Source organism: Halomonas sp. PBN3 (assembly GCF_000475415.1).
GTDB classification, from domain to species: domain Bacteria; phylum Pseudomonadota; class Gammaproteobacteria; order Pseudomonadales; family Halomonadaceae; genus Halomonas; species Halomonas shengliensis.
This window is the reverse complement of the sequence record NZ_AXCA01000025.1, coordinates 1-19,672: the sequence shown is the minus strand read 5'-3', so window position 1 is coordinate 19,672 and position 19,672 is coordinate 1. Positions and strand designations below refer to the sequence as shown.

Sequence of the window (19,672 nt, the reverse complement as noted above, 5' to 3'; positions counted from 1 at the left end):
CTCAGATCTGCATCAGATCGCGTTCCTTGGACTCCAGGGTCTTGTCGATCTCGGCGATGTAGGTGTCGGTCAGCTTCTGGATCGCCTCCTCGCCCTGGCGCTGCTCGTCCTCGGTGATCTCCTTCTCCTTGAGCAGGGACTTGATGTCACCGTTGGCGTCGCGGCGCACATTGCGCACCGCCACCCGGGCGTTCTCCGCCTCGTGGCGCGCCTGCTTGATGTAGCCCTTGCGGGTCTCCTCGGTGAGCATCGGCATCGGCACACGGATGTTGTTGCCGGCCGTGGAGGGGTTGAGCCCCAGGTCGGAGGTCATGATCGCCTTCTCGATCTTGGGCACCATGCTCTGCTCCCAGGGCACGATCGAGAGGGTGCGGGCATCCTCGACGTTGATGTTGGCCACCTGGTTCAGCGGGACCTGGCTGCCGTAGTACTCGACGGTGACCGAGTCCAGGATGCTGGAGTGGGCCCGCCCGGTACGAATCTTGTTCAGGTTGCCGTGGAGCGCCTCGACGCTCTTCTTCATGCGGCTCTCTGCGTCCTTCTTGATGTCATTGATCACGATATCAGCCTCTGTCTATCAGCGTGCCTTCCTCGCCGCCCACCACCAGGTTGAGCAGGGCGCCGGGCTTGTTCATGTTGAAGACGCGAACCGGCATGTCATGGTCCCGCACCAGGCAGATGGCGGTCAAATCCATGACGCCGAGCTTCTGGTCCAGCGCGTCGTCGTAGCTGAGCTGGTCATACTTCACCGCATCCGGGTGCTTGACCGGGTCCTTGTCGTAGACCCCGTCCACCTTGGTGGCCTTGACCACCACGTCGGCGTCGATCTCGATGCCGCGCAGGCAGGCCGCGGAGTCGGTGGTGAAGAAGGGGTTGCCGGTGCCGGCCGAGAACAGCACCACGTCGCCGGAGGTGAGGTAGCGGATGGCGGTGCGGCGGTCATAGTGCTCCACCACGCCGCTCATGGGGATCGCCGACATCACCCGGGAGCGGATGTTGGAGCGCTCGAGTGCATCGCGCATGGCCAGGGCGTTCATCACCGTGGCCAGCATCCCCATGTGATCGCCAGTGACCCGCTCCATGCCGGCCTCGTGCAGGGCCGCCCCCCGGAACAGGTTGCCGCCGCCGACCACGATGCCCACCTGCACCCCGATCCCCACCAACTGCCCGATCTCCAGCGCCATGCGATCCAGCACCTTGGGGTCGATGCCGAACTCGGCGTCGCCGGTCAGCGCCTCGCCGGAGAGCTTGAGCAGGATCCGCTTGTACTTCGACTTCTGGGAGCGGGGCTTGGCGGGGGTCTCGACGGGGTCGCTCGTGGACATGGCATCATCTCCTGCATCGGCGGTGGCATGGCGGCCGGATCGGCCGGCCGGATACGCGAAGGCGTGCGCTCGCGCGCACGCCATCATCTTAGCGGAACTTGCGACCTCAGCTGCGCTTGGCCTGTTCCATCACTTCCTTGGCGAAGTCGACCTCTTCCTTCTCAATGCCCTCGCCCACCTCGAAGCGAGTGAAGCCGACCACCTCGCCGCCGGCGTCCTTGACGAACTCGGCGACGGTCTGGTCCGGGTTCTTGACGAAGGGCTGCTCGGTCAGGCTGTTCTCGGCCAGGTACTTCTTGAGGCGGCCCTGGACCATCTTCTCGGCGATGTTCTCGGGCTTGCCGGCCATGTCGGGCTGGGCCAGGATGATCGCCTTCTCGGCGTCCAGCTTGTCCTGGGGCATGTCCTCGGGACGCGCCACCGCCGGGTTGATGGCGGCCACGTGCATGGCGACGTCGCGCGCGGCCTGCTCGGTGCCGCCCTTGAGGACGGTCAGCACGCCGATGCGGCCACCGTGGACGTACTCGCCCACCAGGTTGCCGTCGCCGGCCTCGACCACCACGCTACGACGCACGCCGATGTTCTCGCCGATCTTCTGGACCAGCTGCTCGCGGGCGGCTTCCAGATCGCCTTCCATCACGGCGGCCACGTCCTCGCTCTTGGCGGCGAAGAAGGCGTCGGCCACCTTGTCGGCGAAGGCCTTGAAGTTATCGTCACGGGCGACGAAGTCGGTCTCGGAGTTGATCTCGACCATCACGCCGACGCTGCCGTCCTCGGCCACACGGGTCACGACGGTGCCCTCGGCGGCGGTACGACCGGCCTTCTTGGCGGCCTTGAGGCCGGAGTTCTTGCGCAGGTTCTCGATGGCGACCTCGATGTCGCCGCCGGCCTCGGTGAGGGCCTTCTTGCACTCCATCATGCCGAGCCCGGTACGCTCGCGCAGTTCCTTGACCTGGGAGGCGCTTATAGCTGCCATGGGTGTTACCTCTGACTTAACTCGGGAAGTGGGCCCGGACCCTCGCTGAAGAGGATCCGGTGAATTCGGAGACGAAAGGGGGCCTGGGCCCCCTTCCTGCCGACCGGCACCGTCCGACGGGCGAGCGCCGGCCCCGGGCCGCGATCACTCGGCGGCGGCGTCGCCTTCCTGGGCGGGCTCTTCGGTCACCTCGACGAACTCGTCGGGACGACCTTCCTTGGCGCGCGCACAGGCATCGGCGATAGCCTTGACGTAGATCTGGATGGCGCGGATGGAGTCATCGTTGCCGGGGATCACGTAGTCGACGCCGTCCGGGTCGGAGTTGGTGTCCACCACGCCGATGACCGGAATGCCCAGCTTGTTCGCCTCGTTGATGGCGATGCGCTCATGGTCGACATCGATCACGAACAGGGCGTCGGGCAGACCGCCCATCTCCTTGATGCCGCCCACGGACCGCTCGAGCTTGGCCTGCTCGCGGGTCGCCATCAGCACTTCCTTCTTGGTCAGCTTCTCGAAGGTGCCGTCCTGATGCATCGCCTCGAGCTCACCCAGGCGCTTGATGGAAACGCGGATGGTCTTGTAGTTGGTCAGCATGCCGCCGAGCCAGCGATGGTTGACGAACGGCTGACCGACGCGGGTCGCTTCTTCCTTGATGATCTTGCTCGCGCTGCGCTTGGTGCCGACGAACAGGATCTTGTTGTTGGCCGCCGCCATCTTCTCGACCACGTCGATCGCCTCGTTGAGGGCCGGCAGGGTGTACTCGAGGTTGATGATGTGGATCTTGTTGCGGGCGCCGAAGATGAACTTGCTCATCTTCGGGTTCCAGTACTTGGTCTGGTGACCGAAGTGAGCACCTGCCTTGAGCAGGTCACGCATGTTGACGTGTGCCATGGATGACTCCTGGAAAATCGGGTTAGGCCTCCATGCACCCCATGGATCCGACCGCCACGCTCGCGAGAAACGCGACAGCACCCGGGACCATGTGCCGGTGCATGTGTGTTTTCAAGGCGTTACATTGATTGACGCCATCGTGAACGCCGGCTCGCTAAGGTAGCGGGCTCGGCGATTGCAGGAAGGCGCGCGGCTTTATACCATGGAATGACGCCGAGATGAAGTCGCCCGCCCCCTTCCCCACCCGGCGCGGGCTGCCCCACCCCCGACTCAGAGACTCCATGAACGTACCCATCAAGACGCCCGACGAGATCGAGAAGATGCGCGAGGCGGGCCGTCAGGCCGCCAGCGTGATCGAGATGATCACCCCCCATGTGACGGCCGGCATCACCACCGGCGAGATCGACCGCCTCTGCCACGCCTACATCGTCGACGAGCTGGGCTCCACCCCCGCCCCGCTGGACTACCACGGCTTCCCCAAGTCGGTGTGCACCTCCATCAACCACGTGGTGTGCCACGGCATCCCGGATGATGCCAAGAAGCTCAAGAACGGCGACATCATGAACCTGGACATCACCGTGAAGACCGCCGACGGCTACCACGGCGACTCCAGCGTGATGTTCGTGATCGGCGAGACCATCCAGGGCGAGCGCCTGTGCCGCGTCACCCAGGAGTGTCTCTACAAGAGCATCGCCCTGGTGCGCCCGGGGGTTCACCTCTCGGAACTGGCCCGCGTCATCCAGCAGCACGCCGAGGCCAGCGGCTACTCGGTGGTACGCGACTTCTGCGGCCACGGGATCGGCGCCAGCTTCCACGAGGACCCGCAGGTGCTGCACTACGATGGCTACGCCCCCGAGGCCGATATCGCGCTCGCCCCGGGCATGTGCCTGACCATCGAGCCGATGATCAACGTCGGCGGCTATCGCACCAAGGTGCTGCGCGACGGCTGGACCGCGGTGACCCGCGACCGCAGCCTCTCCGCCCAGTGGGAACACACCCTGCTGGTCACCGAGACGGGGGTCGAGGTGCTGACCGCCCGCCGCGACGAAGACCTCTCCTTCCTCGAGCGCTGAGCCCATGCTGCTCCACCACTACCGCTTCACGCCGGACGAGACGCTGTTCGACGTGGCGGCCTTCCGCGAGGAGCTCGCCGGCAGCCGCTCGCCCATCGCCCCCTTCAAGGCGGCACTGGGCGAGCTCCAGGCCAGGCTCGACGCGCGCTTCCGCGACGGCGCCGACATCCGCGACCTGGTCCACGGGCGCGCCTGGTGCCTCGACCGGCTGCTGGCGGTGGCCTGGGAGCAGCAGGCCTGGCCCGAAGGCGACGGCCTCGCCCTGCTCGCCGTGGGCGGCTACGGCCGCGGCGAGCTGCACCCCCACTCCGACGTCGACCTGCTGCTGCTGCTCGAGGAGGACGACGACGCCCCCTACCGGGAGTCGCTGACCGCCTTCATCACCTTCCTGTGGGACATCGGCCTGGAGATCGGCCACAGCGTGCGCTCGCTGGCCGACTGCGAGCGCGAGGCCGAGGCCGACGTCACGGTGATCACCAATCTGCTGGAGAGCCGCACCGTGGCGGGTCCCGAGCGGCTGCGCGAGGCGATGAAGGCGCGCCTGGCGCCGGAGCGGCTGTGGCCCGCCGACCGCTTCTTCGAGGCCAAGTGGCAGGAGCAGATCAGCCGCCACTATCGCCACAACAACTCCGAGTACCTCCTCGAGCCCAACATCAAGAGCGCCCCCGGCGGGCTGCGTGACATCCAGATGATCGGCTGGGTGGCCAAACGCCACTTCGGCAGCGAGCGCTACGAAGACCTAGTGGCCGCCGGCTTCATGAACGACCCGGAGCTGCGCATCCTCAGCCAGGGCCAGGCCTTCCTGTGGCAGGTGCGCTACGCCCTGCACATGCTCACCGGCCGCGCCGAGGACCGCCTGCTGTTCGACCACCAGCGCACCATCGCCGAGCTGTTCGGCTTCCGCGACACCCCCGAGCGCCTCGCTGTCGAGCAGTTCATGAAGCGCTACTACCGCCACGTCACGGCGCTGGCGGGACTCAACGACATGCTGCTGCAGCACTTCGATGAGGCGATCCTCCACGCCGGCGAGACCCTGCCGGTGGCGCCCCTCAACGAGCGCTTCGAGATCAAGGACGGCTATATCCAGGCGCGCTCGCGCACCGTCTTCCGCGACCGTCCCTCGGCGCTGCTGGAGCTCTTCCTGCTGATGGCCGAGCACCCGGAGATCGAGGGGGTGCGCGCCGACACCATCCGCTTGATCCGCGACCACCGCCACCTGATCGACGACCTCTACCGCGACGACGTGCGCCACCAGAGCCTGTTCATGGAGCTGCTGCGCTCCGGCGGCAACGTGGCCCGCCAGCTGCGGCGCATGAACCGCTACGGAGTGCTGGGCAAGTACCTGCCCGAGTTCGGCCGCGCCGTGGGGCTGATGCAGCACGACCTCTTCCACATCTACACGGTGGACGCCCACACCCTGCACCTGCTGAAGTTCATCCACGGCTTCCGCAAGCCCGAGGCCCGGGAGACCTTCCCGGTGGCCGCCAACGTCATCCACCAGCTGCCCAAGCTCGAGCTGCTGTGGATCGCCGGCCTCTACCATGACATCGGCAAGGGGCGCGGCGGCGACCACTCGCTGCTCGGCGCCCGGGACGTCGAGGCCTTCGCCGAGCGTCACGGCCTCTCGCCCCGGGACACCCGCCTGGTGAGCTGGCTGGTGGAGCACCACCTGACCATGTCCATGGTGGCCCAGAAGCGCGACATCACCGACCCCGACGTGATCGCCGAGTTCGCCCGCCTGGTGGGGGACGAGACGCGGCTGGACTACCTCTACGTGCTCACCGTAGCCGACATCAACGCCACCAACCCAACGCTGTGGAACGGCTGGCGCGCCTCGCTGCTGCGCCAGCTGCACGCCGAGACCAAGCGCGCCCTGCGCCGTGGCCTGGAGAACCCGCTGGAGCGCAACGACTGGGTCAACGAGACCCGTGACGAGGCGCTCTCTCTGCTCGCCGCGGTGGGCGCCGAGATGTCCCGGGTCCAGCAGCTGTGGGAGTCGCTGGGCGAGGACTACTTCCTGCAGTACGCCCCCAGCGAGATCGCCTGGCAGACCCAGGGCATCCTCGCCCATGGCGACAGCCAGCTGCCGCTGATCCTGCTCGGCGCCCCGGCCGAGGACATGGCCGAAGGCGGTACCAAGGTGTTCATCCACACCCGCTCGGTGGATGACCTCTTCGCCGCCACCGCCGCCGCCCTGGACCAGCTCGGCCTCTCCATCCACGACGCCCGCATCGCCACCTCCAGCAACGACTGGACGCTCAACACCTTCATCGTGCTCGACGACCAGGGCCGCGCCATCCGCGACCCCGAGCGCCTGGAGGAGATCCGCGCCCACCTGGTGGAGGAGCTCGACGACCCCGACGACTACCCGCAGATCGTCACCCGCCACACGCCGCGCCAGCTCAGGCACTTCAAGGTGCCCACCGAGGTGATCATCGAGCAGGACCCGGCCAACGAGCGCACCCTGCTGGAACTGATCGCCCCGGACCGCCCCGGCCTGCTGGCCCGGGTCGGACGCATCTTCATGGAGCAGGACATCGCCCTCTCCGCGGCCAAGATCGCCACCCTCGGCGAGAAGGTGGAGGACGTCTTCTTCATCACCGACAAGGCCGGCCACCCTCTCACCGACCCCGAGCGCCAGGCGCGCCTGCGCAAGCGCCTGGTGGAGGAGCTCGACGTTTGAGGCCTCTCCCGGGCTTCCCTATAATCGAGCCCCTTCCGACAACGGCTCACCACCCTGATAACGACGACGCCCGAGGCCACGGCCGACGCGGCGCGCCTGGACGCCCATGAATCCCGACCTCGACGCCCTCAAGCCCTACCCCTTCGAGCGGCTCGCCGCCCTCAAGGCGGGCCTCACGCCCCCCGCGGGGCTCGCGCACATCCCGCTGACCATCGGCGAGCCGCAGCACGCGCCCTACCCCGCGGCGCTCGAGGCGCTGCACGCCCACCAGACCGACTTCGCCCGCTACCCGGCCACCGCCGGGCTTCCCGCGCTGCGCGAGGCGATCGGTGGCTGGGCCACGCGGCGCTTCGGGCTCGCCGGGCTGGATCCCGAGACCCAGGTGCTGCCGGTCAACGGCACCCGCGAGGCGATCTTCGCCTTCGTGCAGGCGGCGCTGGACCGCACGCGCCCGGCCCAGGTGGCGATGCCCAACCCCTTCTACCAGATCTACGAGGGCGCCACCCTGCTGGCCGGCGGCGAGCCGCTCTTCCTGGACTGCCGAGCCGAGAACGGCTTCCGTCCCGACCTCGACGCCGTGCCCGCCGCCACCTGGCGCGAGGTGCAGGTCCTGTTCCTCTGCTCGCCGGGCAACCCCACCGGCGCGGTGACGCCGCTCGATGACTTCAAGCGACTCATCGCCCTGGCGGATGAGCATGACTTCATCATCGCCTCGGACGAGTGCTACTCGGAGCTCTACCTGGACGAGGCCGCCCCGCCGCCGGGGCTGCTTCAGGCCTGCGCGGCGCTCGGCCGCCACGACTACCGCCGCTGCCTGGTGTTCCACTCGCTCTCCAAGCGCTCCAACCTGCCGGGGCTGCGCTCCGGTTTCGTGGCCGGCGACGCCGCGCTGATCGCCCCCTTCCGGCGCTACCGCACCTACCACGGCTGTGCCATGGCGCTCCCCGTACAGCACGCCGCCATCGCCGCCTGGAACGACGAGGCCCACGTGCGTACCAACCGCGAGGCCTACCGCGCGAAGTTCGCCGCGGTGACCGAGATCCTCGCCCCGGTGCTGGACTTCCCCACCCCCGAGGCGAGCTTCTACCTGTGGCCGGCGGTCCCGGGGGGCGACGACGAGGCCTTCGCCCGCGAGCTCTTCACCCAGGCCCATGTCAGCGTGCTCCCTGGCAGCTACATGGGCCGAGCCGCCAGCGGCGCCAACCCCGGCCGCGGCCGGGTGCGCCTGGCGCTGGTGGCCGAGGTCGAGGCCACCGTCGAGGCGGCCCGCCGCATCCGCGACGTCATCGAGAGGAGGCTGTGATGATCACCCTGTACGGCATCAAGAACTGCGACACCTGTCGCCGCGCCCGCAAGGCGCTGGACCACTCCGGCATCCCCTACCAGTACCACGACCTGCGCGAGGATGGCCTCTCCGCGGCACTGCTCGAGCACATCCTGGAGAAGGTGCCGGTGCTCACCGCGCTCAACAAGCGCAGCACCACCTGGCGCAACCTCCCCGAGGAGGAGAAGCAGGCGATGGACGCCAACCGGGCCCGCGAGCTGCTGCTGGCCCACCCCACCCTGCTCAAGCGCCCGCTGCTGGACACCGGTGACGAGATCCGCGTGGGCTTCCGCGACGGCGACTACGACGACATCAAGGGCTGACGCCCTTCCCGACTCCCCCTCTTCCCACTCGACGCACGAGGACCCTCGACATGCTGAGCTTTGCACTCGGAACCGGCACCCAGAACACCCAGGGCGACTGGCTGGAGATCTACTACCCGGCACCGCTGCTTAACCCCGACGACGGCCTGATCGCGGCGGTCAAGCAGGTGCTGGACGTGCCCGAAGGCAACGCCGCGGTAAGCTTCCTGCCCGAGCAGTGCGCCGAATTGGCCGGGGCGCTGAAGGCCGCGGGCCACGCCGAACAGGCCGAGCTGGCCGAGGCCTTCGCCGGTGCCCAGCGCCCGCTGGTGGCGATGTTCCTGGCCGAGGACCTGCCGCCGCAGAGCGCGCCCGAGGTCTACCTCAAGCTGCACCTGCTTTCCCACCGCCTGGTCAAGCCCCATGGCCTCGACCTCACCGGCATGTTCGGCCTGCTGCGCAACGTCGCCTGGACCAACGAGGGCGCCATCGATGTCCAGGAGCTGCCCGCCCGCCGCCTCAAGGCGCGCCTGGCCGGCCGCCACCTCTCGGTGGACTGCGTCGACAAGTTCCCCAAGATGACCGACTACGTGGTGCCTGGCGGCGTACGCATCGGCGACACCGCCCGGGTGCGCCTGGGCGCCTACCTGGGCGAGGGCACCACGGTGATGCATGAGGGCTTCGTCAACTTCAACGCCGGCACCGAGGGCCCCGGCATGATCGAGGGCCGCATCTCCGCCGGCGTGATGGTGGGCAAGGGCTCGGACCTCGGCGGCGGCTGCTCCACCATGGGCACCCTCTCCGGCGGCGGCAACATCGTGATCAAGGTGGGTGAGGGCTGCCTGATCGGCGCCAACGCCGGCATCGGCATCCCGCTGGGCGACCGCTGCACCGTGGAGGCGGGCCTCTATATCACCGCCGGCGCCAAGGTCACCCTGCTCGACGACCAGGGCCAGGAGGTCAAGACCGTGGCCGCCCGCGAGCTGGCCAACCAGGACGACCTGCTGCTGCGCCGCAACTCCCAGAACGGCCGCATCGAGTGCCTCACCAACAAGAGCGCCATCGCGCTCAACGAGGCGCTGCATGCCCACAACTGATCCCGGCGACCTCTCGCCCACCCTGCGGCTCGCCTTCGACCTGCTGGCACGCCCCTCGGTGACGCCGGACGACCTGGGCTGCCAGGCCTTGATGATCGAGCGCCTCGAGGCGCTCGGCTTCCACGTCGAGCGCCTGCCCTTCGGCGACGTCGAGAACTTCTGGGCCACCCGCGGCCACCACGGCCCGCTGCTGGCCTTCGCCGGGCACACCGACGTGGTGCCGAGCGGCCCCCACACCCGCTGGGACTTCCCGCCCTTCGCGCCCTGCATCGACGACGAGGGCATGCTGCGCGGCCGCGGCGCCGCCGACATGAAGGGCAGCCTGGCGGCCATGATCACGGCGGTGGAGCGCTTCCTCGCCGCCCACCCCGACCACCACGGGCGGCTCGGCTTCCTGATCACCTCCGACGAGGAGGGCCCCGCGGTGGACGGCACCCGCGCCGTGGTCGAGCAGCTGCGCGAGCGCCATGAGCGGCTCGACTACTGCATCGTCGGCGAGCCCTCCTCCACCGCGCGCCTCGGCGACGTGATCAAGAACGGCCGGCGCGGCTCCCTGGGCGGGGTACTGCACATCCGCGGCATCCAGGGCCACGTGGCCTACCCCCACCTGGCGCGCAACCCCATCCACCAGGCGCTGCCGGCGCTCGACGCCCTGGCGCGGGAGCACTGGGACGCTGGCAACGCCTTCTTCCCGGCCACCAGCTTCCAGGTCTCCAACGTGCGTGCCGGCACCGGCGCCACCAACGTCATCCCCGGTGAGGTGGAGGTGGTGTTCAACTTCCGCTTCTCCACCGAGGTGACCGACGAGGAGCTCCGCTCGCGCACCGAGGCGATCCTCGACGCCCACGGCCTGGACTACGAGCTGGACTGGACGCTCAACGGCGAGCCCTTCCTCACCGCCGAGGGCGAGCTGGTGGAGGCGGCGCTGCGCGGGGTCGAGCAGGTCACCGGCCACACCCCGGAGCTCTCCACCTCGGGCGGCACCTCGGACGGCCGCTTCATCGCCACCCTGGGCAGCCAGGTGGTGGAGCTGGGCCCCCTCAACGCCACCATCCACCAGGTCAACGAGCGCGTGCCTGCCGCCGACCTCGACACCCTGAGCCGGGTCTACGAGGCGATCATGACGCACCTGTTCATCGACGGCGCCCGCCCCTGAGGAGCCCCATGGCAAGCGAAGCCCGCTATCCCGACATCGAGGTCTACCTGGCCCAGGCGCCGCAGGACGCGCTTAACGACTGGCTCGGCGACACCCTCGCCGCCGCCCCCCTGGCGCCTGCCGGCAAGGGCAAGTGGCGTACCCGCGGCCGCCTGGGCGACCACGAGATCCCGGTGCTGCTGGTGGAGCGCGCCGCCGACGGCTACGCCAGCCTGTGGTTCGACAGCCCCCACACCCCCTGGGAGAGCGACGCCGCCTGTGCCCGGGCCGCGGCGGCCCGGCTGGCCTGCGAGGTGCGCTGCTCGCTGGGCGGCTGGCAGCCCGGCGACGACCCCGACCGCTTCCTGCGGGTGCTGCCGGACGGCAGCGAGGCAGAGATCGACTGGCCCGACTCCGGCCGGTAGCCACAACGACAGCGCCCCGCACGAGGCGGGGCGCTGGTCAGGGACGGCAGGAGCTGGCGAACGTCAGGTGATCACCGTGACATCGTCGGCCTGCAGCCCCCGCTCGTTCTCGATGATGTGGTAGCGCACCTTCTGCCCCTCGGCCAGGGTGCGATGGCCGCGCCCGCGGATGGCACGGAAGTGGACGAAGACATCTTCCCCGCTGTCGCGGGTGATGAAGCCGTAGCCCTTATTGACGTTGAACCACTTCACCTCGCCGAACTCACGGTCGTCGCTCTCGACCTCGGCCAGGTTGACCAGCTGCGGGGTGAGGACATTGACCGCCAGGGTGCCGAGCAGCAGCAGCAGGAAGACCGCCACGGCTGCGGCGGCATAGACCACGGCGACGCCGCCGATGGCGAGGCTCTCGAACAGTGCCTCGGAGAGGGCGCCGCCGGCCAGGTGGATGAACAGGGCGATCAGCAGCGGCGCCGGGGCGGCGAGCAGCAGGCTGACCAGGGTGCAACGAAACATGACCTTGCGATTCATGGACTCGAATGACTCTCTTGTTGGGTGATGAACGACAACAGCAATCACGGGAAGGTGCCACGGTGAACGGTGACACGCAGCGGCAGGATTCTAGCATGAGCACGGCGACGGCGCCCGAGGCGCTGGAGGCACGCCTGGAGGCTCTGGAGAGCCGGATCGCCTACCAGGAGCACTGGCTCGACACCCTTGACGAGGCCGTCGCCACCCAGGAACGGCGGCTCGCCCGGCTGGAGCGCATCAACGACCTGATGCAGCAGAAGCTCCGCGAGCAGCAGCAGGCGCTGCAGGAGGGAGATGCGGCACAACCTCGCCCCGAGGACGAGCTGCCGCCGCATTACTAGCGCCGAGCGAGATGGTGCCCCCGTCGTGGCCGGCGACAACAAGAAACCCCGCCGAATCGACTACCCGGCGGGGTTTCTTGTCTGTTGCCTCGACACCGGCCGCCCGTCACTGAGCGGCTTGGTGCTTGTCGCTCGTCACTGGGCGCTTACAGCTCGTCCAGGTAGCGCTCGGCGTCCAGGGCGGCCATGCAGCCGCTGCCGGCGGAGGTGATGGCCTGGCGGTAGACATGGTCCATGACGTCGCCGGCGGCGAACACGCCCGGCACGCTGGTGGCGGTGGCATTGCCGTCGAGGCCGGACTTCACCTTGATATAGCCGCCGGCCATATCAAGTTGCCCCTCGAAGATGCCGGTGTTGGGGCTGTGGCCGATGGCGATGAACACGCCCGGCACCTGGAGCTCCTTGGTCTCGCCGGTGTCGGTGGACTTCAGGCGCACGCCGGTCACCCCGGTGTTGTCGCCCAGCACCTCATCCAGGGTATGGTTCCACTCCAGTACCACCTTGCCCTCCTCCGCCTTCTGGAAGAGCTTGTCCTGGAGGATCTTCTCGGCCCGCAGGCTGTCGCGACGGTGCACCAGGGTCACCTTCGAGGCGATGTTGGCGAGATAGAGCGCCTCCTCCACGGCGGTATTGCCGCCGCCCACCACGACCACCTCCTGGTTGCGGTAGAAGAAACCGTCACAGGTGGCGCAGGCCGAGACCCCCTGCCCCATGAACTGCTGCTCCGACGGCAGCCCCAGGTAGCGGGCGCTCGCCCCGGTGGCGATGACCAGGGCGTCGCAGGTGTAGGTTCCGGCGTCGCCCTTGAGGGTGAAGGGCCGGCTGCGCAGCTCGACCTCATGGATATGGTCGAAGAGCACCTCGGTATCGAAGCGCTCGGCATGGCGCTTCATGCGCTCCATCAGCTCCGGCCCCTGGACACCGGTGTCGTCGCCGGGCCAGTTGTCCACATCGGTGGTGGTGGTGAGCTGGCCGCCGGCCTGCATGCCGGTGATCAGCAGCGGCTTGAGGTTGGCACGGGCGGCGTAGACCGCGGCGGTGTAGCCCGCCGGGCCGGAGCCGAGAATGATCAGGCGTTCGTGACGCGCATCGCTCATGGAGAATCCTCGTGACTGTCGCATTCTGGAAAGTGGCGCCATTGTAGCAGCCGCAGGTGGCCCCCGCGGCCCCCGCGGCCCGTCAGGCGTGAGGCGTCGTCACGCGCCAGCAGGACGCTCTACAGCACCTCGTCGTCGCGGCCCAGGCTGACCGCCAGCGCCTCGGGATCGGCAGGGTCGGCCTCGATGCGCACCTGGATCGGCGCGCAGCACACATGGCAATCCTCCCAGGTCAGCTGGCTGCCCTGGGAGGGGTCCAGCAGCAGGTCGAAGGGGGCGTCGCAGTAGGGGCAGCGCACCCGCCGCGGGATCAGTTCCTGCTCATGCATCCTGGCTCCCCGGGCGTCGTCGGCCCGTCATCGAATGGGTGGACACTGACTCGGTGACATGGCGGCGGGTGCCCGAGGTTTCAAGCACTGCCTGCCGGAGTGGTCGCCAGGGTCAGGCAACCATTGAAAAGGGCGCCTATCATGACCATATACACTCACACGACCAGGAAGGTTCGTTCACACTCCGCGATGAGGAGGACTTCGATGAGTACCGACTCCACCCCCGATACCCTGCAGACCCTCGAGGCCGGTGGCCACACCTACCACTACCACAGCCTGGGCAAGGCCGCCGAGGCGCTGGGCAACATCGAGCGGCTGCCCAAGACCCTGAAGATCCTGCTGGAGAACCAGCTGCGCTTCGCCGATGACGAGAGCGTCGCCCGCGAGGACATGCAGGCGCTGGTCGACTGGCAGCGCGAGGGGCGTTCCGACCGCGAGATCGGCTACCGCCCGGCGCGGGTGCTGATGCAGGACTTCACCGGGGTGCCCGGGGTGGTCGACCTGGCCTCCATGCGCGCCGCCGTGCAGCGCCTGGGCGAGGACCCGGCCCGCATCAACCCCCTCTCGCCGGTGGACCTGGTCATCGACCACTCGGTGATGGTGGACAAGTTCGGCACCCCCACCGCCTTCAAGGACAACGTCGCCCTGGAGATGGAGCGCAACCGCGAGCGCTACGAGTTCCTGCGCTGGGGTCAGCAGGCGTTCGACAACTTCCGCGTGGTGCCGCCGGGCACCGGCATCTGCCACCAGGTCAACCTGGAGTACCTGGGCAAGACGGTGTGGACCAAGGAGGAGGACGGCAGGACCCTCGCCTACCCCGACACCCTGGTGGGCACCGACTCCCACACCACCATGATCAACGGCCTGGGCGTGCTCGGCTGGGGCGTGGGCGGCATCGAGGCCGAGGCCGCCATGCTCGGCCAGCCGGTCTCCATGCTGATCCCCGAGGTGGTGGGCTTCAAGCTCACCGGCAAGCTGCGTGAAGGCATCACCGCCACCGACCTGGTGCTCACCGTCACCGAGATGCTGCGCAAGCGTGGCGTGGTGGGCAAGTTCGTGGAGTTCTACGGCGACGGCCTCAAGGACCTGCCGCTGGCCGACCGTGCCACCATCGCCAACATGGCCCCCGAGTACGGCGCCACCTGCGGCTTCTTCCCGGTCGATGACGAGACCCTCAACTACCTGCGTCTGACCGGCCGCGACGACGCCCAGATCGCCCTGGTGGAGGCCTACAGCAAGGCCCAGGGGCTGTGGCGCGAGCCCGGCGACGAGCCGGTCTTCAGCGACACCCTGGCGCTGGACATGGGCGAGGTGGAAGCCAGCCTGGCCGGCCCCAAGCGGCCCCAGGACCGCGTCGCGCTGAAGGACATGCAGACCGCCTTCGAGAAGGTGATGGAGGACGACGGCAAGCCGCTCTCCTCCACCGAGGAGGGCAAGCTGATGTCCGAGGGCGGCCAGACCGCGGTGGGCGTCGAGCGCAGCTATGAGCACGCCGACAGCCAGGACGTCGACCTCGACGGCGAGCGCTTCAAGCTCGACCCGGGCGATGTGGTGATCGCCGCCATCACCTCCTGCACCAACACCTCCAACCCCAGCGTGATGATGGCCGCCGGCCTGCTGGCCCGCAAGGCCCGTGAGAAGGGGCTCGCCACCCGGCCCTGGGTCAAGACCTCGCTGGCCCCCGGCTCCAAGGTGGTGACCGACTACCTGGCCGCCGGCGGCTTCAACGAGGACCTGGACGCGCTGGGCTTCAACCTGGTGGGCTACGGCTGCACCACCTGCATCGGCAACTCCGGCCCGCTCCCCGAGGCCATCGAGAGGGCCATCGACGAGGGCGACCTCACCGTGGCCTCGGTGCTCTCCGGCAACCGCAACTTCGAGGGCCGGGTGCACCCGCTGGTCAAGACCAACTGGCTGGCCTCACCGCCCCTGGTGGTGGCCTACGCCCTGGCCGGCAACGTGCGCTGCGACCTGACCCGGGATCCCCTCGGTACCGGCAGCGACGGCGAGCCGGTCTACCTCAAGGACATCTGGCCCAGCCAGGCGGAGATCGCCGAGGCGGTGGCCCAGGTCAACACCGCGATGTTCTCCAAGGAGTACGCCGAGGTGTTCGACGGCGACGAGGTGTGGAAGGCCATCAAGGTGCCCGAGAGCCAGGTCTACGAGTGGCCCGAGTCCACCTACATCCAGCACCCGCCCTTCTTCGAGGGGATGGGCCGCGAGCCCGACGCCATCGAGGACGTCAAGGAGGCCCGCATCCTGGCCATGCTGGGCGACTCGGTGACCACCGACCATATCTCGCCCGCCGGCGCCATCAAGCCCGACAGCCCCGCCGGGCGCTACCTGCAGGAGCACGGCGTCAAGCCGGTGGACTTCAACTCCTACGGCTCGCGGCGCGGCAACCACGAGATCATGATGCGCGGCACCTTCGCCAACGTGCGCATCAAGAACGAGATGCTAGACGGCGTGGTCGGCGGCGAGACCCGCCACGTGCCCTCGGGCGAGCAGATGGCGATCTACGACGCCGCCATGCGCTACCAGCAGGAGGGGACGCCGCTGGTGGTGGTGGCCGGCAAGGAGTACGGCACCGGCTCCTCCCGCGACTGGGCCGCCAAGGGCACCCGGCTGCTCGGCGTGCGCGCGGTGCTGGCCGAGTCCTACGAGCGCATCCACCGCTCCAACCTGATCGGCATGGGCGTGGTGCCGCTGCAGTTCCCGGAGGGCGAGAGCCGCCAGACCCTGGGCCTGACCGGTGACGAGACGATCTCCATCGAGGGGCTGTCCGAGCTCACCCCGGGCGGCAAGGTCACCGTGACCATCAAGAGCGACAAGGGCGAGAAGCGGATCGAGGCGCTGTGCCGCATCGACACCGCCAACGAGCTAGCCTACTACCGCCACGGCGGCATCCTGCACTACGTGCTGCGCAAGATGATCGGCGCCGCCTAAGCCCCGCGCTCGGTACCGCAGCAAAAGGCCCTGCCGGGTTACCCGGCAGGGCCTTCTTGTCGGAGCTTGGTAGGGGTCAGAACGACCGTCGACGATAGCGCCGATACTCCGGCGTCCAGCTGTTGCGCTCGATCGCCTCGCGCAGCTTGATGCCGTTGGTCTTCAGCGCCACGCCCTCCCCCTGGGCCTGGCCGGCGACATCGAAGGCAATCGCCTTGGAGAGCTCGCGGATCCAGGAGAGCGGCGGCAGCAGCGCCCCCTTTCCCTCCTTGACGATGGGCGCCTCGCGGGCCAGCGCCCGGGAGGCCGCCATCAGCATGTCGTCGGTCACCCGGCTGGCCCCCGAGGCCACCACCCCGAGGCCGATGCCCGGGAAGATGTAGGCGTTGTTGCACTGGGCGATGGGGATCGAGCGTCCCTCGTGCTCCACCGGCGGGAAGGGGCTGCCGGTGGCCACCAGGGCGGCCCCATCGGTCCAGCGGATCACGTCCGCGGGCAGCGCCTCGGCCTGGGAGGTGGGGTTGGAGAGCGGCATGATCACCGGCATCTCGCAGCCGGCATGCATGGTGCGCACCACCTCCTCGGTGAAGATCCCCGGTCGCCCGCACACCCCGATCAGCACCGTGGGCTTGACCTGGCGGATCGTCTCCACCAGCTCCTGGCCGTCCCAGCCGTCGGTCGACGCGGCCTCGTGGGCCAGGCGACGCTGGAAGTCACGCAGCCAGTCCTGGTCATCGGTGACCAGGCCCTCGCGGTCGACCATGTAGATGCGCGCGCGGGCCTCCTGCTCCGAGAGCCCCTCGGCCTGCATGGCCACCACCACCATCTCGGCGATGCCGCAGCCGGCGGAGCCCGCCCCCACGAACACCACCCGCTGCTGGGCGATGCCCTCGCCACGGGCCTGGCAGGCCGCCATCAGGGTGCCCACCACCACCGCGGCGGTGCCCTGAACGTCGTCGTTGAAGCAGCACAGCTCGTTGCGGTAACGCGACAGCAGCGGCACCGCGTTGGCCTGGGCGAAGTCCTCGAACTGCAGCAGCACGCCGGGCCAGCGGCGCTTCACCGCGGCGATGAACTCCGCGAGGAAGGCGTCGTACTCCTCCTGGGAGATGCGCGGATGCCGCCAGCCCATGTACATGGGGTCGTCCAGCAGCGCCTGGTTGTTGGTGCCCACGTCCAGCATGATCGGCTGGGTGTAGGCGGGACTGATGCCGCCACAGGCGGTGTAGAGGGAGAGCTTGCCGATGGGGATCCCCATGCCGCCGATGCCCTGGTCGCCAAGCCCCAGGATGCGCTCGCCGTCGGTGACCACGATCACCTTCACCTTGTCCTTAGTGGAGGAACGCAGGATGTCATCCATGCGGTCGCGGTCGCCGTAGTTGATGAACAGCCCGCGATGGTTGCGGTAGATGTTGGAGAACTCCTGGCACGCCTTGCCCACCGTGGGGGTGTAGATGATCGGCAGCATCTCCTCGAGATGTTCCGAGACCAGCCGGTAGTAGAGGGTCTCGTTGTCGTCCTGGATGGCACGCAGGTAGATGTGCTTGTCCAGGTCGGTCTGGCACTGCTGATACTGGCGATAGGCCCGCTCCACCTGCTCCTCGATAGTCTCGACGCATTGGGGCAGCAGGCCGATCAGATTGAACTCGATGCGCTCCTCTTGGCTGAAGGCACTGCCCTTGTTGAGCAGCGGCATCTCCAGCAGCGGCGGGCCGGCGTAGGGAATATACAGGGGGCGCTTGGTCTCGGTGGTCATCTCTGCTCTCGGTCGGGTGGACAGGAACGGGCCGCGGGCGCTCTGCCGGCGCCTTTTCGGAACACTCTACCACGCCCGAAATCACCACGCCCCGGCAGGGCCGGGCGCGGGGCAGGCGGGGGTCACGCTACGCCGACGGCGATCAGCAGCCCTTGGCAGCGGGCTTGCGCGCCGCCTCGCCGGTGAAGAACAACGGCCGCAGGCGCACGCCGATCAGGTTGCCGGCGAAGGCCGCCACCAGCCACACCCAGCCATGCAGGCTGCCGGAGGCGATGCCGCTGAAGTAGGCACCGATGTTGCAGCCGAAGGCCAGGCGCGCGCCGTAGCCGAGCAGCAGGCCGCCGATCACCGCCGCCGCGATCGACCGGGCCGGGATGCGGAAGCTGGGGGCGAACTTGCCGGCCAGGGAGGCGGCGATCAGGGCGCCGACCAGGATGCCGATATTCATCACGCTGGTGATGTCGCGCCAGATCGTCGCCTCCAGCGCCGCGGCGTTCCAGGAGGCCTGCCAGTAGCCCCACTGGCTGACGTCGCCGCCGAGCGCCTCGAAGCCCTTGGCGCCCCACAGGGCGAAGGCCGAGGTGATGCCCCAGGGGCGGCCAGCCAGGGCCAGGGTGGCGAAGTTGAGCAGCGCCAGGGCCACGGCGCCGAACAGCAGCGGCCAGGGGCCGGTGAGCCAGCGGCGGTTGCCGGCATCGATCACTGGGGCGCGCTCCAGGCCGCCGTGGCGACGCCTCTCCATGACCACGGTGAAGGCGGCGATGGCGGCGAAGAGTCCCAGGCTGACCACCAGGCCGCCGCCGACGCCGAACTCCCGCACCAGGGAGACCGGCTGGAAGGCGGGCAGGCTCTGCCACCAGGTGAAGTGGGCGGTACCGATCAGCGAACCGACGATGAAGAACAGCAGGGTGATCAGCATGCGGGCGTTGCCGCCGCCGGCGGTGAACAGGGTGCCGGAGGCACAGCCGCCGCCCAGCTGCATGCCGATGCCGAAGAGGAAGGCGCCGACGATCACCGAGACGCCGATGGGCGACACGAACCCATAGACCGACTGGCCGAACAGGCTGCCGGCGCCCAGCGCCGGGAAGAACAGCAGCACGGCGATGGTCAGCATCACCATCTGGGCGCGCAGGCCGCGGCCGCGGCGCTCGGTGATGAACACCCGCCAGGCGGCGGTGAACCCGAAGGCGGCATGGTAGAGCACCATGCCGAGCAGGCCACCGACCACCATCAGGGCGCCGAGACGCGCGCCGAAGGCGGTGCCCACGGCCAGGGCACCCAGCAGCAGGGCGCCGGCGGCGATGGCCGGCACGGAGACCCGCGCGGGGCGGGAAAGGGCGAGTTCACTCATGGAAGGCTCCCACGAAGTCGTCGGGGTCAGGGGTAACCCGGCATGGTATCGCCCTCGCCTCAAGATGAAAAAGAAGTAAGTATCCCCCGGCAA

The 19,672-nt window shown here is 68.7% G+C and carries 18 protein-coding genes; 9 read left to right on the top strand and 9 right to left on the bottom strand.

Going from position 1 to position 19,672, the window contains the following annotated elements:
* Window position 1 precedes the first annotated feature (1 nt).
* From frr to rpsB, 4 genes are all read right to left on the bottom strand, one after another.
* Window positions 2-559 carry a ribosome recycling factor gene (frr, locus tag Q673_RS21080; protein WP_023004611.1) on the bottom strand — a complete coding sequence of 186 codons (558 nt, stop codon included), beginning with the start codon at window positions 557-559 and terminating at the stop codon, window positions 2-4.
* Window positions 560-563: 4 nt separating this feature from the next.
* Window positions 564-1,325 (bottom strand): UMP kinase, encoded by a 762-nt coding sequence (pyrH, locus tag Q673_RS21075; RefSeq protein WP_023004610.1) that lies wholly within the window; start codon window positions 1,323-1,325, stop codon window positions 564-566.
* A 106-nt stretch (window positions 1,326-1,431) separates the two neighbouring features.
* Window positions 1,432-2,301 carry a translation elongation factor Ts gene (tsf, locus tag Q673_RS21070; protein ID WP_023004609.1) on the bottom strand — a complete coding sequence of 290 codons (870 nt, stop codon included), beginning with the start codon at window positions 2,299-2,301 and terminating at the stop codon, window positions 1,432-1,434.
* Window positions 2,302-2,445: 144 nt separating this feature from the next.
* Entirely contained in the window at window positions 2,446-3,192 is a 747-nt protein-coding gene (gene rpsB / locus Q673_RS21065; protein ID WP_023004608.1) for a 30S ribosomal protein S2, read from the bottom strand.
* 281 nt (window positions 3,193-3,473) lie between these two features.
* Here rpsB and map point away from each other — a divergent pair, with 281 nt between their 5' ends.
* The 7 genes from map to Q673_RS21030 all read left to right on the top strand — a co-directional run bounded on the left by map (window position 3,474) and on the right by Q673_RS21030 (window position 11,231).
* On the top strand, window positions 3,474-4,265 hold the full coding sequence (map, locus tag Q673_RS21060; RefSeq protein ID WP_031217528.1) for a type I methionyl aminopeptidase: 792 nt from the start codon (window positions 3,474-3,476) through the stop codon (window positions 4,263-4,265).
* A gap of 4 nt (window positions 4,266-4,269) precedes the next feature.
* Window positions 4,270-6,948 (top strand): [protein-PII] uridylyltransferase, encoded by a 2,679-nt coding sequence (locus tag Q673_RS21055; protein ID WP_023004606.1) that lies wholly within the window; start codon window positions 4,270-4,272, stop codon window positions 6,946-6,948.
* Window positions 6,949-7,054: 106 nt separating this feature from the next.
* Window positions 7,055-8,251 (top strand): succinyldiaminopimelate transaminase, encoded by a 1,197-nt coding sequence (gene dapC, locus Q673_RS21050; RefSeq protein WP_023004605.1) that lies wholly within the window; start codon window positions 7,055-7,057, stop codon window positions 8,249-8,251.
* Complete coding sequence (locus tag Q673_RS21045; RefSeq protein WP_023004604.1) at window positions 8,251-8,595, top strand: arsenate reductase; 345 nt, start codon at window positions 8,251-8,253, stop codon at window positions 8,593-8,595. The genes dapC and Q673_RS21045 overlap by 1 nt, the downstream gene beginning before the upstream one ends.
* A 50-nt stretch (window positions 8,596-8,645) precedes the next feature.
* The gene (gene dapD / locus Q673_RS21040) at window positions 8,646-9,671 is read left to right on the top strand and encodes a 2,3,4,5-tetrahydropyridine-2,6-dicarboxylate N-succinyltransferase (RefSeq protein WP_023004603.1); all 1,026 of its coding nucleotides are present in this window, start codon (window positions 8,646-8,648) and stop codon (window positions 9,669-9,671) included.
* A complete protein-coding gene (dapE, locus tag Q673_RS21035) occupies window positions 9,658-10,827 on the top strand; it encodes a succinyl-diaminopimelate desuccinylase (protein WP_023004602.1) in 1,170 nt (389 codons plus the stop codon). The genes dapD and dapE overlap by 14 nt, the downstream gene beginning before the upstream one ends.
* A gap of 8 nt (window positions 10,828-10,835) precedes the next feature.
* Window positions 10,836-11,231 carry a hypothetical protein gene (locus Q673_RS21030; RefSeq protein ID WP_023004601.1) on the top strand — a complete coding sequence of 132 codons (396 nt, stop codon included), beginning with the start codon at window positions 10,836-10,838 and terminating at the stop codon, window positions 11,229-11,231.
* Window positions 11,232-11,294: 63 nt separating this feature from the next.
* Here Q673_RS21030 and Q673_RS37150 read toward each other — a convergent pair whose 3' ends face one another.
* Window positions 11,295-11,759 carry a cold-shock protein gene (locus Q673_RS37150; protein WP_023004600.1) on the bottom strand — a complete coding sequence of 155 codons (465 nt, stop codon included), beginning with the start codon at window positions 11,757-11,759 and terminating at the stop codon, window positions 11,295-11,297.
* A 95-nt stretch (window positions 11,760-11,854) separates the two neighbouring features.
* On the opposite strand from Q673_RS37150, the gene Q673_RS21020 reads away from it, so the two are divergent.
* Complete coding sequence (locus Q673_RS21020; protein WP_023004599.1) at window positions 11,855-12,100, top strand: SlyX family protein; 246 nt, start codon at window positions 11,855-11,857, stop codon at window positions 12,098-12,100.
* A gap of 146 nt (window positions 12,101-12,246) precedes the next feature.
* Here Q673_RS21020 and trxB read toward each other — a convergent pair whose 3' ends face one another.
* The gene (gene trxB, locus Q673_RS21015) at window positions 12,247-13,197 is read right to left on the bottom strand and encodes a thioredoxin-disulfide reductase (protein ID WP_023004598.1); all 951 of its coding nucleotides are present in this window, start codon (window positions 13,195-13,197) and stop codon (window positions 12,247-12,249) included.
* Window positions 13,198-13,316: 119 nt separating this feature from the next.
* The gene (locus Q673_RS21010; protein ID WP_023004597.1) at window positions 13,317-13,526 is read right to left on the bottom strand and encodes a CPXCG motif-containing cysteine-rich protein; all 210 of its coding nucleotides are present in this window, start codon (window positions 13,524-13,526) and stop codon (window positions 13,317-13,319) included.
* A 204-nt stretch (window positions 13,527-13,730) separates the two neighbouring features.
* Between Q673_RS21010 and acnA the strand changes: the two genes are divergently transcribed.
* Complete coding sequence (gene acnA, locus Q673_RS21005) at window positions 13,731-16,472, top strand: aconitate hydratase AcnA (RefSeq protein WP_023004596.1); 2,742 nt, start codon at window positions 13,731-13,733, stop codon at window positions 16,470-16,472.
* A 76-nt stretch (window positions 16,473-16,548) separates the two neighbouring features.
* Here acnA and Q673_RS21000 read toward each other — a convergent pair whose 3' ends face one another.
* Together Q673_RS21000 and Q673_RS20995 are read right to left on the bottom strand one after the other, a co-directional pair.
* A complete protein-coding gene (locus Q673_RS21000; RefSeq protein WP_023004595.1) occupies window positions 16,549-18,228 on the bottom strand; it encodes an NAD-dependent malic enzyme in 1,680 nt (559 codons plus the stop codon).
* Between the two features lie 142 nt (window positions 18,229-18,370).
* The gene (locus Q673_RS20995) at window positions 18,371-19,579 is read right to left on the bottom strand and encodes a YeeE/YedE family protein (protein WP_023004594.1); all 1,209 of its coding nucleotides are present in this window, start codon (window positions 19,577-19,579) and stop codon (window positions 18,371-18,373) included.
* Between the last annotated feature and the right edge of the window lie 93 nt (window positions 19,580-19,672).